Raw genomic sequence first — 12,433 nt, forward strand, 5'->3', positions numbered from 1 at the left:
GCGATCTGCGCCGACGGCTCGTAGCGCAGCGTCTCCTCGATGGCGCCCTCCAGCAGCCCGGGATCGGCCCGCAGGGCCGCCAGTTGATCCGGGTGGCGCAGCAGCAGATGGACGGCGCTGGAGATGAGGTTGACGGTTGTCTCGTGCCCGGCGACGAGCAGCAGGAACGCCATGCCGAGGAGTTCGTCGGGCGCGAGACGGTCGCCACCGTCGCCGCCCTGGCCGTCCTCGCCGTCCTCGCCCTCGGAGTCGTGTGCACGAACGAGGGCGTGCAGGAGGTCGGCGTCCTCCCCGGGGGCGAGGTGGCGCCTGTCCTCGATGAGCCCGGTGAGGTATTCGGTCATCGCGGTCGCGCCGGCCACCGCGGCCTCGGCGTCGGTGATGGCGACGATCGCGCTCGACCAGCGGTGGAACGCGTCGCGGTCCGCGGCCGGGACGCCGAGGAGTTCGCAGATGACGGTGATCGGCAGCGGGAAGGCGTACGCGTCGACGAGATCGGCGCCGCCGGCCGGGGCCATGGCGTCGAGGAGTTCGGCGGAGATGCGCTGAACGCGCGGCCCCAGCCCGGCGATACGGCGAGCGGTGAACTGCCGCGAGACGAGCGCGCGCAGCCGGGTGTGATCGGGCGGATCGACCTGGAGCATGTTGCGGCCGATCGCGTAGCCACCGTCGCTGTCGAACTCCGAGGAATGCCGGATGTCGTTGCGCAGCCGCGTGTCGCCGAGCGCGGCGCGTACGGCGTCGTACCCGAGAACCAGCCAGACCGCCTCGCCACCGGGCATCCGTATGCGGCGGACGGGGCCTTCGGCGCGGAGCGCCTGATAGGCGGGGTACGGATCGGCGAAGAAGTCGGGGGCGGCGGAGGTGAGTTCGGTGAGGTGGTCTGCGCGCATGGTGACTCCCTGGGTAATCGGGGATATCTCCCCGTTTCCTCTCGAACCGAGCCTACCAAGAACCGGGGACAGCTCCACGCTTCGGCCCCGGATGGCCCCCGGGAGTCCCTAGCAAGCGCAGTGGGCGGCTCCGACCGGCGCCGTCAACGGGTCGGCCGCGCGCCGCACCACACCGTTCTCGCCCTCGACCGGGAACCCCTCACAGATCCAGTACTCGACCCCGCCGATCATTTCCTTGACGTGGTAGCCGAGTCGGGCGAGGGCGAGCGCCGCGCGGGTCGCACCGTCGCAGCCGGGCCCCCAGCAGTAGGCGATGACCGGAACCGCGGCGTCCAACAGGTCCTGGGCGCGGTCCCGAATCTCGGCGGTCGGCAGGTGCACCGCACCGGGCACATGCCCCTGCGCCCAGGCTTCGTCCCCGCGTGAGTCGACGAGCACGAAGCCCGGGTCGCCGGACTCCAGCGAGGCGTGGACATCGGACACGTCCGCCTGGAAGGCAAGACGTGCGGCGGAGAAGTCGGCCGCTTCGGCGGGTGCCGCCGGCGGCACCCGCAAGGCGGCGCTGATCTGGGTCTTGGTCATGTCCTGGACGCTACGCTCCGCGCCCCTTACCCAGAACCCGAGATCAATGGTCCTGCCTGCCCCTCGCCGTGGAACTCGTGGTATCAATCCGGCATGGCCGCTGATTCCCTTGACGCCACCGATATACGCATCGTGGAAGCCCTGCAACGCAACGGGCGCGCCAGCTACGCCGAGTTGGCCCGTAGCGTCGCCATGTCCCCGAGCGCCGTCACGGAACGAGTCCGACGGCTGGAGGAGAGCGGAGTCATCTCCGGCTACTCCGCCACCGTGAGCCCCGAGGCCCTGGGGCTCGACATCCTGGCTTTCGTCCGCCTCCGCTACCCCACCGGCAACTACAAGCCGTTCCACGACCTGCTCGACACCACACCTGAGATCGTGGAGGCCCACCATGTAACGGGCGACGACTGCTTCGTCCTCAAGATCGTCGCTCGCTCGATGCGCAACCTGGAACTCATCACGGGCCGCATCGCCGCCCTGGGCTCCGTCACCACGAACGTCGTCTACTCCAGCCCGCTTCCAAGCCGCTCGGTCACGGCGGTCGTGTCCCAGAGCCCACCCGTCGCGAATTGATGATCTAGGGCTCGGCCGGATCGTGGGTGATCAAGTCTCCCGGCTGACACCGGAGGACATCGCAGATCCTCGACAGGGTCGAGAAGCGGATGGCCTTGGCCCGCCCGTTCTTGAGCACGGACAGGTTGACGACGGTGATGCCCACCTGCGCGGACAGTTCGATGAGCGTCATGCCGCGCTCGGCGAGGAGCCGGTCGAGGTGGACCTGGATCGCGTGGAGTTCCTCTTCGGGCATCAGATGGTCCCTTCGAGGTCCTCTCGCATGCGCACGCCCTCGCGCATGATCTTCCCCATGATCACTGCGGCGAGGCCGGCGAGGACGAGCTCCAGCGGCCCGGAGATCGTCGGCCCGGAACCCACGATCGGCACGATGCTCCCGACGAGCCAGGACTGCGACCAGCCCACGACGAGGCCGGCCAGCGGCGTGCCCAAGGTGACGAACCAGCCGAGAGCAGAGAGCCGTTGCGACACCGCGTCGGTGAACGGCCCCTGCAGCAGGACGGCCTTCAGCAGCCGGGAGAAGAGCAGCAGCGCGAGGGAGCCGAAGAGCAGCCAGGGCAGCGCGCCCCCGAGCTCGGCGGCGCGCTGCCCCACGGAGGGACTGTCCTGGCAGAGGGTCGCGGCACTGCTGAACATCTCCACGCCCTTGCCGATCGGCAGGTCGTCCGCCAGTGAGGCATTGCGCCAGAAGTCCGTCTGCACGCAGACCGCCCCGTCGTCAGCCATGTGTATGAAGCCCTTGCCGAAGAAGGCAAGCCCACAGAGCACCGCCAGCGCAAAGGTCACCGAGGCCAGAGTCCTCGTGAGTCGCGTGTTCATCGCATCTCTCCCCATCGATTTTCGATATGCCGAAGACTTGAGGAGCATATCGTTATTCGATGGGTTCTTGGCAATCACAGCCGGCGGTCGGGACCCCGCGCCGCGACTGCGCCTCTCACCGCGTCGGCCGTCGGCCTGCCCCGGCGGCGCCACGTGGTGATCGGACGAGAGCCCTGCCCGATGTCCGAGCAGGGCCCTTCACACCGCGGCTACTCCCGTACTCCCGCCGCTCCCGCTCCCGCTGCTACTCCCACTCCACCGTGAGCGTCGCCCCCGCCCCCGACCTGAGGAAGACGTACGCCGTGGTGGCGGGCGCCGAGGCGAGGCGGAGGCGGGCCTGTGTGATGCCGGTCGGGTTGACCGTGGTGAAGGCGGTGGAGGTCTTCGTTCCCGAGGTGAAGGCGCCGATCTCCGCCGCCTCGGCGGTCGAGGCCGGGGCCGACCAGTCGTCGGCGGCCGTCGCGCAGGTCGCTCCGAAGCAGCCGGTTCTGATGTCGACGACCAGGCGGTTGCCCGCCGCCCAGGGGTCGCCGGCGCCGCTCGCGCGCGTCACCGTCACGAAGGCGCGCTTCACGCGCGCGCCGTCCGGGAGGGACGAGGTGTCGAACGAGAAAAGGGCCCGGTTGTGCAGTCCGTCCGTACCCCGGCCGACCGCGACCCCGAGGCTTCCTTCGAGCGTGCCGACGGACGCACCGGCTCCGGTCGCGGACGCCTTCACGTAGCCGTCGTCCGCGGCCAGGCTCGGCAGTACGGCGCTCCCCGGGCCGGGTTCGGGCCCCGGGCCGGGGGATCCGGCGCCGTCCAGGTGCCAGAACTGGCCGATCCGGTACGAGGCGCACAGCCCGACGTCGAGGATGTACGCGCCCGCTGTGCCGCACTGCTCCGGTCCGGTGCCCGGGTCGACCGGCTGGCCGTGTCCCATGCCGGTCAGTGAGTAGGTCTCCACCACATCCCGTCCGGCGCCGTCGCGGTACACAGCGTGTGGATAACCGGCCACGGTGCCGGTGGCGTCGGCCGTCGCGTCCGTACCGTGGACGGCGGTCCACTGCTCCACCGTCTCCGTCAGGTTGGCCGGCACGACCGTCGTGTCCGTCGTCCCCTGCCAGACGGAGACCGTGGGCCAGGGTCCGCCGTAACCGGGATACGCGGCACGCACCTTGTCGGCCCAGGCCGACGGCGACAGGTTCGTCCCCGGGTTCATGCAGGAGTACGCGGCGATCACGCTGGTCGCGCACGCGTACGGCAGCCCGGCCACCGGCGCTCCGGCGGCGAAGACGTCCGGGTAGGAGGCCAGCATGACGTTGGTCATCGCGGCCCCCGCGGACAGCCCCGTCGCATAGACCCGGGCGGGGTCGCTGCCCAGTTCGCTCTTCATCCGGTCGGTCATCTGCTTGACCGACAGCGCCTCGCCCGAGCCGCGCGCGATGTCACCGGACTGGAACCAGTTGAAGCAGGAGTTGAGGTTGTTGCCCGACTGCTGCTGGGGCAGCAGCAGCGCGAAGCCCCACTGGTCCGCCCACTTCGTCCAGCCGGTCTCGGTGTCGTACGCCGCGGCCGACTGCGTGCAGCCGTGCATCGCCACGACGAGGGGCCGTCCTGCGGGCAGGCCGTCCGGGACGTAGCGGAACATTCGCAGATTGCCGGGGTTCGTACCGAAGCCGGTCACTTCGGTGAGCGTCGCGGCCCGCGCCTCGGGGACGAACCCGGGGCCGCCCGCGCCGAGCAGGGCGACGAGCAGGGCGAGCAGCATCCCCGCCGTGGTCAGCCGTCGCGGCGCGGTCAGCCGTCGCGGCGTGCTCCTCGACGACGTGCTCTTCGACGACGTGCTCTTCGACGACGTGCTCTTCGATGACGTCCTTCGTTTCGCCTTACCTCGTAGGGCAGTTCGCTTCGTCCAGGTGCTCTCCCGCATGGCGGCTCCTTCGCGGCGGTCCCTCGTGCCCGTCTCCCTTGACGGGGTACGGACACTAGGGGCGCGCTCGGGCCGGGCAGCACGGCCCGGACCGCCATCAATCCCGCGGAGACGTGGGCTCCGGCCACATGGACAACACCTGAGCGGTACCGGCCGTACCGGCCCTACCCTTCGCCCGTCCCGCCCCCAGCTCCGGCCGCTCCCGGATCCCGAATTCGCGGCGCAGAGCCGAAAGAGCCGCGAGATAGCCGGACATGCCATGGACACTGGGCCCCGGCGGAGTCGACGCCGAGCAGAGATAGACCCCGGGCAGCGGAGTCCGGTAGGGGTCGAGCCGCGGGGTGGGGCGCAGCAGCGACTGCTTGAGGGTCATGGCCCCGCCGCCGATGTCCCCGCCCACGTAGTTCGGGTTGTACGCCTCGTACGAGGCGGCCGAGATCCCGCGCTGGGCGACGATGGTGTCGGTGAACCCCGGCGCGTAGTGCTCGATGCGCGCGCGCACCATCTCCAGCGGATCGGTGTCGTCGCCGTTCGGTACGTGCGCGTACGCCCATACCGGCCGCTTGCCGGGCCTGGCGCGTCCCGGGTCGGTGGCCGCCGGGTCGACCAGCAGGACGAAGGGTTCGGACGTGGCGATGCCCCTGGCCGTCAGGGTCTCCTGGCGGAACATCTCCGCCTGGGTGCCCGCGAGATGGACCGTACCGGCCTTGCCGACCTCCGGGTTGGCCCACGGGATCGGTTCCGACACCAGGAAGTCGGCCTTCGCCGCCCCCGGGCCGTAGCGGAACGCGTCGAGCCGGCGCCGGTAGCGCGCGGGCAGCCGGTCACCGGCGATCGCGGTGAAGCCCTTGGGGCCGGTGTCCAGGAACACCGCCTTCGCCTCGCCGAGTTCCCGCAGGTCTCCGATGGGGCGGCCGGTGTGGAACGTACCGCCGTGCGCGGTGATGTCGGCGGCCAGCGCCTCCGCGATACGGGCGCTCCCGCCGCGCGGCACCGGCCAGCCGGTGCCGTGTGCGAGATGGCCGAGCAGCAGGGCGACCCCGGCCGAGGCGAGGGTCGGCAGTCTGCCGATGGAGTGCGCGGCGACACCCGCGAGCAGGGACTTCGCCCGCTCGCCGGCGAACCGCCCGGCGGCGAGCGGAGTCCCGTGCGCCAGCGCCCTGGTGGGGAGGAGCAGCGGGGCCAGCACATCGCGCGGCAGCCCGCGCCCGCCGGAGAGGATCAGATCGACGATGCCCTCGCTGTGGTCGAGCAGGGGCGCCATGAGCCGGCGCCAGCGCCGTCCGTCCGGGCCGAGGTGCTCGCAGGTGGCGTCGAGGTCGCGGTAGGCGAGCCCGGCGTCACCGGCGTCGAGGGGGTGCGCGTAGCTGATCTCGGGGTGGAGCAGCTCGACCCCGCGCGCGCCGAGGTCGAACTCGCGGAAGAAACGCGAGGCCGCGGCCATCGGGTGCACGGCGGAGCAGATGTCGTGGACGACGTCGTCGTCGAAGAGGGGCTCGGTGCGCAGCCCTCCGCCGATGGTGTCCCTGGCCTCGTAGAGCTCGACGGCGAGGCCGGCCCTGGCGAGCGTGACGGCGGCGGCCAGACCGTTGGGCCCGGTCCCGACGACGACGGCGTCCGCGGTCATTCGGCGACCTCCGGGTCTCTTGTCACGGCGACCTCCGGGTCCCTTCGCACACGACCTCCGGGTCTCTTGTCACGCCGCGACCTCCTGGTGCCTGGAGAGCCGCTGGTACAGATCGTCCGTCGTGGTCAGTTCCGTATGGGTGCCGGTCGCCCGTACACCGCCCCGGTCGAGCACGATGATCTGGTCCGCCTGCGTGATCGTCGAGATCCGGTGGGCGATAGCGATCACCGCGCAGGTGCCGGAGATGGCGGTGATGGTGTCCCGCAGCGCGTCCTCCGCCTCGCTGTCCAGATTGGCGGTGGCCTCGTCGAGCAGCACGATCTCCGGCCGTTGCAGCAGCGTCCGCGCGATGGCCAGGCGCTGCTTCTGACCGCCGGACAGTCCGGCGCCGCGCTCGCCGAGTTCGGTCTCCAGGCCCTCGGGCAGGGCTCTGATCACCTCGCCCAGATGGGCCATGCGCAGCGCGTCCGCGATGTCCGTCTCGCTCGCGTCGGGCGTGGCGTAGGTGAGGTTCTCGCGGATGGTGCCGCGCATCAGGCTGTGGTCCTGCTCGACGTAGCCGATCTGGCCGCGTATCTGCTCCAGCGGCATGGTCGCCGTATCGGTCCCGCCCATCAGGACGGTGCCGGAGTCCGGCCCGTAGAAGCGTTCGATGAGCTGGAAGACGGTGGTCTTGCCCGCCCCCGAGGGGCCGACGATCGCGGTGAGGCCCTGGTCCGGGACGGTGAAGGACACCTTGTCGAGGACGGCCTCCTCGCTGCCGGGGTACGTGAACGAGACGCGGTCGAAGACGATCGCGTGACCCCGGGTGGCGACGGGAGCGGCGTCCGGGTCGAGTTCCTCCTGCTCGATGGCGGCCAGTTCACCGATCCGGTCCAGGGACGCGCGGCCCTGCTGGAACTGGGCGATCGACATGAACAGCATCACCAGCGGCGACACCAGATAGAAGAGATACATGATGAACGAGGTCAGGTCCGCGGGCGGCATCGCGCCGGTCGCCACCCGGGCCATCCCCCAGGCGATGACGACCGTCAGGGCGACCTGCGTACCGACGTTCATGGCGGGCGTGAGCATCGCGGACAGCGCCGAGACCCGGACCCCGGAGCGGCGCGCCTTCTGCGCGAAGCCGGTGATGCGCTCGGTCTCGCGGTCCTCGGCGCGCGACGCCTTGACGGTGCTCATCGCGCCGAGCACCCGCATCAGCGCGGAGCCGAAGTCGCTGGTGTCCTCGCGGTTGATGACCGCGACCTTCCGCACCCGGCGGGCCAGCAGCAGCGACACGACGCTGGCGAGCCCCAGGCACAGCAGGGCCGCGGCGAGGAGCAGCGGATCGATCCACACCATCAGCGCGATGCCGCCCAGCACCATGAATCCGCTGGTGACGATCTGCGCCAGCGCCTGCGCCATACAGATGCGCGCGAGCGAGGTGTCGGTGACCATACGGGTGAAGACGTCGCCCTGTTCCCAGCGCGCGAAGGCGGCGGTACGGGAGCGCAGCAGCCGCGCGGTCAGGACATGACGGATGTCGAAGACGATGTTCTCGCCGGCCCGGCCGATCGCGTAGGCGTGGGCGGCGGCGAGTGCCGCGTCCGTCACGAACAGCGCCGCCGCGAGCAGGATCGGTACGAGCAGTGAGCGGTCACCGGCGACAGCCTTGATCATCTCGCCGATGGCCAGCGGCTGCGCCAGTGTGGCCGCGGCTCCCAGGATCCCCAGGAGGGTGCCCGCCAGCAGGAGCACGCGGTGCCGGCGGGCTATCCCCCAGACGTTCACGCGTCGGCCTTGACGTAGACCGAGACGAACATCGGCACCTGCTCGCTGTAGGGCGCCTCGTCCCAGCTCGCGAAGCGCTGCTCGGGCTCCAGCCCGGCATCGCGCGCGTACGCGTCGACCTCGTCCGGGGTGGTGAGGCGGGACGCCTCGGAGCCGACGCGGGTGGTGCCGTCCGACTCGTACCAGATATGGGAGCAGAGCCAGATGGAGCCCTCGGGCAGCAGTGTGGAGTGGGTCTGGAGCCCGGTGCCCGGTTCGGGATATGGCGTGAAATAGGTGTCGCGGCTGCGCCCGTCGTGGAGCGCGAGGATGGCGGGCTTGTTGTGTGTCTCGATGACGAGCCGGCCGCCGGGCCGCAGCAGATCCGCCGCGCGCTGGACGGCCAGCCGCTGGTCCTCGGGGGTGAGCAGCATGGAGAGCGTTCCGCAGACGCAGTACACGAGGCCGTACCGCTCGTCGGAGGTGTATGTACGGATGTCTCCGTGGACCGGCTCGACCTCGGCGGCGTCGGGCTCGGCGCGCAGCGCCGCCAGCATCTCCTCGGAGGAGTCCACCCCGGTCACCCGTCCGACATGCCCCGACAGGGGTACGGCGATACGGCCGGTGCCGACGCCGAACTCCAGGGTGCCGGTGGAGTGATCGGGGTGGAGGTCGGCGATCTTCTTGGCGACCCCGGCCGCGGCGCCGTCCTTGGGGAACAGCCGGTCGTACCAGCCGTCGAACTGGCGGCCGTAACCTATGTCGGCTATCGCGTTCACTGATGACTCCTCTTCCTGTTCCTGTGCAGTTCCAGGCCGGCGGCGAGGACGAGAGCCGTGCCGATCCCGGCGGCGAACGGATAGTTGATGACGTCGCCGATCGCCAGGAACACCAGCACGGCGACGGCGGCGAGGGCGCAGAGAATGACCGGGGTCTTGTTCATCGGGGACTCCTCGGGTACTGCTGGTGCCGCCCCCCGTGGGGGGAGGGGCGGCAGTCGATGGCGGCCAGGGCCTCTCGGCCCTACCTCTTCAGGACGCCGATCGCGATGGCCGCGGCGATCGCGGCGCCGATCGCGAGGATGACGTACGCACCAACACTCATGCCTTGACCGCTTTCTTGATGTCTGATTTCACTGGCGTGTCCGTGTGGGGGTCCAACGGGGTGTACGGCGAGACGAACACGACCTCGGGGTCGTGACTCGCGTCGTACCCGGTGGCACGGGCCAGCGCGAACTGGAACCCCGTGATCCGCTGGACGTCCTCCTGCTCGTTGATCGTGGCCCGCAGATACTCGGTGAGCGTCCGGTAGGCGGAGGTCCGCACGATGACGGGGAACCCCTTGTCGATCACATGGAGGATCTCACTGCAGATGTCGAAGATCGCCTTTTCCGGCCGCCGCGTGGGGAACCAGACGATCTGGCGCATCTTGCGGCCGGCGATGACGTCGACGCCCTTCCAGGGGGAGGTCCCCCCGTCCGTGCCGCGGGTGCGGTAGAGGAAGTGGTAGTCGTGCATGGCCGGAGTCGGCGCGAAGAAACGCCAGTTGGGCAGCAGCGAGAAGGTGTCCTTCAGCTGGAGCCGGTTGAACAGCTGATTGGGGTGCTGGGTCGCGATCGTGCTGACCAGCATCACGGCCCCGGCGATGCGCCAGCCGGAGCCGGGCCCGGTGAACAGGTTCTTGCCGATCTCCCGCGGTGATGTGCTCACTTGGCCGCCCCCTCGTGCTCGTCCGTGGTCGCGTCGGTGCGCAGCCCGGCGTCGCAGAACGCGACGATGCGCTCCGTCACCTGGTGGGCGAAGCGGCTCTGCGTCAGCACCGTGTCGTGGTCGGCGCCCTCGATCACCACGACCTCCGTCCGCCGGCCCTCACCGCGGTGCGCCTCGGCCAGCTCGTTGTGCATCAGCAGCTGGTCGGGGTCCCGGTCGACGGTCTGCTGCGCGGAGACCACCAGCGCGTGGGTGTCCAGCGGCTCCAGCTCGCCCTCGAAGGCGCGGAAGTCCGCCTCCACCGCCGCCCATTCGCGGCGCCCGGCGTTCCACATCCGTACGTCCGTGTACTGCGCGAACGCCTTCTTGCGGTACGCCTCGGGCAGCGCGTCCACCCAGATGGGGCGGGACATCAGGATGCCGGTGCCGGCCCGCAGGAACCACACCATCTGGGTGAGGGACTCGCTCAGCCGCTTCGCGGTGTCGCTCTGCTGCTTGGAGCGGTTCAGTTCGTCGGGGTGGGAGGAGTCGAGATAGACGATGCCGTGCACCCGGTCCCCGAGCTGGAGCGCGGCGCGGCGGGCGAGTTCACCGCCGAGCGAGTGGCCGACGAGTATGACCCGGCGCTCCGGCGAGACGGTCCCCACGAGGTCGACCAGGTCGTCGACGGACTCGGCGAGGGTGTAGGGCGCGCCGGACTCGCGGCGGCTGCCGGCGTATCCGGCGCGGGCGTACGTCATGACGCCGTAGCCGGTCTCCTTGGCCAGCTTCTCCGTCACCCAGGAGAAGTGCTCGGAGGTGGCGACCATCCCGGCGGCGAACACCATCACGGGCTTGTCGGCGTCTCCCTGCGACATCACCTCGTACTGGAGCTCGTTGCCGTTGCGGGTGGTCAGGGTCCGAGTGGTGTGCCAGCCCTCCAGCGTACGGAGACGGCGCTGTACGGCGACCACACCGCCCACCGCGGCGGCGCCGGCCAGCAGGCTCGCGGCCGTCAGCGGCGCGCGGTTGTCCCGGCCCGCGACGGCGGGGTGGCCGCGGTGGATCGCGGTGTACGCCACCATCGGGTGCATGGCCACGAAGGAGGACACGAACCGCCCCAGGCCCATGAGGAACCCGTTGGTGACATGGAACGCGGCGGCGCTGGTGATCAACGGGCGGGCCAGCCGGCCGCCCGCGAGGTACACGAGGGGGAAGAGGCACTCCAGCGCCAGCACGCTGTGCGTGAGATAGCGCGAGAGCTGCGGATGGTCCTCTGTCCAGCGGAACATCGGCTCGTGGCCGTAGGTCCTGGTCCGCATGATCCCGCCGAGCGCGGACGCGTCCCGCCAGGGCTCGCCGAGCAGCTTCACCCAGCCGGACACCGCGTACGACAGGCTGGACTGGAGCGCGACGTACCAGATCAGGGCGTCCTTGGCCTCCGGCGACTTCACCAGCCGGGCGGCGCCGGTGGCGGTCTGCACGAGGATGGCCACCTGGTCGGACCCGTCGGTGCCGTAGCGGTGGCGCGGGTAGAGCAGCGCGGAGGTCGTGCCGAGGAAGAGGCTTCCGGCGCCGCGCCAGCGCGAGGAGCCGGGAAGCAGCATGCCCGCGCTGACGGCGGCGCGGGCGACATGGAGGGCGGTCGTCGTGCGGCGTCCGCTGACGGCGTGCAGCGCCTTCCGTACGAGGGGCGTCGAGGCGGCCTGGACGTCCTTGACGATGTCCCAGTCGTTGAGCCCGCCCTTGCGCAATTCCTTGCGCTGGGAGAGATATTCGATCGACGAGGTCAGTGTGGTGACCGCGGCCAGCCGTTCCGACAGGCCCATCGCCCCGTCCCGGGACACCGGCACAGGACCGAAGACTGCCGAAGCGATCCTTCGTGCGAATCTCACAGGGTTCCTTTCAAAACCGCCCTGGGGACGGCTCCCGTAGAGTGGATAGGGTTCTGCCGGGCCAGAACGCATCTCTGGCCCGGCAGAATTGCATTCAGGTACTGCCTGTGACTAGAGCTGTGTGGCCGGGGCCGAACCGCCGCCGCGACCGAGCTCAAAGGCACCGATGACGGCGGAAGAGACCGCCACGCCGCCCAGGAACGCACCCGGGGTGGCCAGCACCGGGGTGGCGTCGGGGAATACCTTTCCCTCTGCCGGAATGTCCATCTCGTTCACTGCCTCGATGATGTTGTTCATGCTTTTCCTCCTACCAACAGTTCGATTTGGTGAATGAATGAGCGGTTCCGCGCAGGTGGTGTGAAACCACCGGCGAGAATGTTTAGCCGACAGCCTTGCCGACGGCGTACGCGCCACCGACGAGGGTCGCGCCACCGACGAACGCGCCGACGACCTTGGCGCCACCGATGGCGGCGAGGGCGGCGGCCGGGGTCGCCAGAACCGGGCTCTGCTCCGCGTTGGACTCGCCCTGGTCGATGGTGCCGAGGTCCAGCTTCTCGTTGAAGTACGAGACGATCTCCACCATGAGATACTCCGCTTTCTGCTATGTGTTGGATGCACACGTTCCACGTGCTGGATACGCATGGAGGACGCACGCACCGAAATCCGGCCACAAAAGAGACCGATACCGGTCAATT

General features: G+C 70.0%; 14 protein-coding genes. 1 reads left to right on the plus strand and 13 read right to left on the minus strand.

Annotation, left to right across the window (positions count from 1 at the left end):
* Together ACIRQP_RS19965 and ACIRQP_RS19970 are read right to left on the minus strand one after the other, a co-directional pair.
* The coding region (locus ACIRQP_RS19965) for a cytochrome P450 (protein WP_403891626.1) at positions 1 to 893 on the minus strand (893 nt) is incomplete at its 3' end.
* Between the two features lie 108 nt (positions 894 to 1,001).
* Positions 1,002 to 1,475: a rhodanese-like domain-containing protein gene (locus tag ACIRQP_RS19970; RefSeq protein WP_403891629.1), complete on the minus strand. Its 474-nt coding sequence runs from the start codon at positions 1,473 to 1,475 to the stop codon at positions 1,002 to 1,004.
* A 93-nt stretch (positions 1,476 to 1,568) separates the two neighbouring features.
* Between ACIRQP_RS19970 and ACIRQP_RS19975 the strand changes: the two genes are divergently transcribed.
* Positions 1,569 to 2,045: an Lrp/AsnC family transcriptional regulator gene (locus tag ACIRQP_RS19975; RefSeq protein ID WP_403891632.1), complete on the plus strand. Its 477-nt coding sequence runs from the start codon at positions 1,569 to 1,571 to the stop codon at positions 2,043 to 2,045.
* 4 nt (positions 2,046 to 2,049) lie between these two features.
* On the opposite strand, the gene ACIRQP_RS19980 is transcribed toward ACIRQP_RS19975, so the two are convergent.
* The 11 genes from ACIRQP_RS19980 to ACIRQP_RS20030 form a co-directional block, all read right to left on the minus strand.
* Positions 2,050 to 2,280, minus strand: a complete 231-nt coding sequence (locus ACIRQP_RS19980) for a helix-turn-helix domain-containing protein (RefSeq protein ID WP_403891635.1) — start codon at positions 2,278 to 2,280, stop codon at positions 2,050 to 2,052.
* On the minus strand, positions 2,280 to 2,864 hold the full coding sequence (locus tag ACIRQP_RS19985) for a DUF2975 domain-containing protein (RefSeq protein ID WP_403891638.1): 585 nt from the start codon (positions 2,862 to 2,864) through the stop codon (positions 2,280 to 2,282). Before ACIRQP_RS19985 ends, ACIRQP_RS19980 begins: the two co-directional genes overlap by 1 nt.
* Positions 2,865 to 3,108: 244 nt before the next feature.
* A complete protein-coding gene (locus ACIRQP_RS19990) occupies positions 3,109 to 4,776 on the minus strand; it encodes a PHB depolymerase family esterase (RefSeq protein ID WP_403891641.1) in 1,668 nt (555 codons plus the stop codon).
* A gap of 97 nt (positions 4,777 to 4,873) precedes the next feature.
* Complete coding sequence (locus ACIRQP_RS19995) at positions 4,874 to 6,403, minus strand: phytoene desaturase family protein (protein WP_403891644.1); 1,530 nt, start codon at positions 6,401 to 6,403, stop codon at positions 4,874 to 4,876.
* Between the two features lie 69 nt (positions 6,404 to 6,472).
* Complete coding sequence (locus ACIRQP_RS20000; protein ID WP_403891646.1) at positions 6,473 to 8,176, minus strand: ABC transporter ATP-binding protein; 1,704 nt, start codon at positions 8,174 to 8,176, stop codon at positions 6,473 to 6,475.
* Positions 8,173 to 8,934 carry a class I SAM-dependent methyltransferase gene (locus ACIRQP_RS20005; RefSeq protein WP_403891649.1) on the minus strand — a complete coding sequence of 254 codons (762 nt, stop codon included), beginning with the start codon at positions 8,932 to 8,934 and terminating at the stop codon, positions 8,173 to 8,175. The genes ACIRQP_RS20000 and ACIRQP_RS20005 overlap by 4 nt, the downstream gene beginning before the upstream one ends.
* Entirely contained in the window at positions 8,931 to 9,098 is a 168-nt protein-coding gene (locus ACIRQP_RS20010) for a hypothetical protein (protein ID WP_165371911.1), read from the minus strand. Before ACIRQP_RS20010 ends, ACIRQP_RS20005 begins: the two co-directional genes overlap by 4 nt.
* A 157-nt stretch (positions 9,099 to 9,255) precedes the next feature.
* The gene (locus ACIRQP_RS20015; protein ID WP_403891652.1) at positions 9,256 to 9,864 is read right to left on the minus strand and encodes a hypothetical protein; all 609 of its coding nucleotides are present in this window, start codon (positions 9,862 to 9,864) and stop codon (positions 9,256 to 9,258) included.
* A complete protein-coding gene (locus ACIRQP_RS20020) occupies positions 9,861 to 11,738 on the minus strand; it encodes an alpha/beta fold hydrolase (protein ID WP_403891654.1) in 1,878 nt (625 codons plus the stop codon). The genes ACIRQP_RS20015 and ACIRQP_RS20020 overlap by 4 nt, the downstream gene beginning before the upstream one ends.
* 111 nt (positions 11,739 to 11,849) lie before the next feature.
* A complete protein-coding gene (locus ACIRQP_RS20025) occupies positions 11,850 to 12,035 on the minus strand; it encodes a hypothetical protein (protein WP_030350807.1) in 186 nt (61 codons plus the stop codon).
* A gap of 82 nt (positions 12,036 to 12,117) precedes the next feature.
* The gene (locus tag ACIRQP_RS20030; RefSeq protein WP_403891657.1) at positions 12,118 to 12,321 is read right to left on the minus strand and encodes a hypothetical protein; all 204 of its coding nucleotides are present in this window, start codon (positions 12,319 to 12,321) and stop codon (positions 12,118 to 12,120) included.
* Positions 12,322 to 12,433: the final 112 nt, after the last annotated feature.

It is taken from the genome of Streptomyces sp. NPDC102274 (assembly GCF_044766385.1).
Lineage (GTDB): Bacteria > Actinomycetota > Actinomycetes > Streptomycetales > Streptomycetaceae > Streptomyces.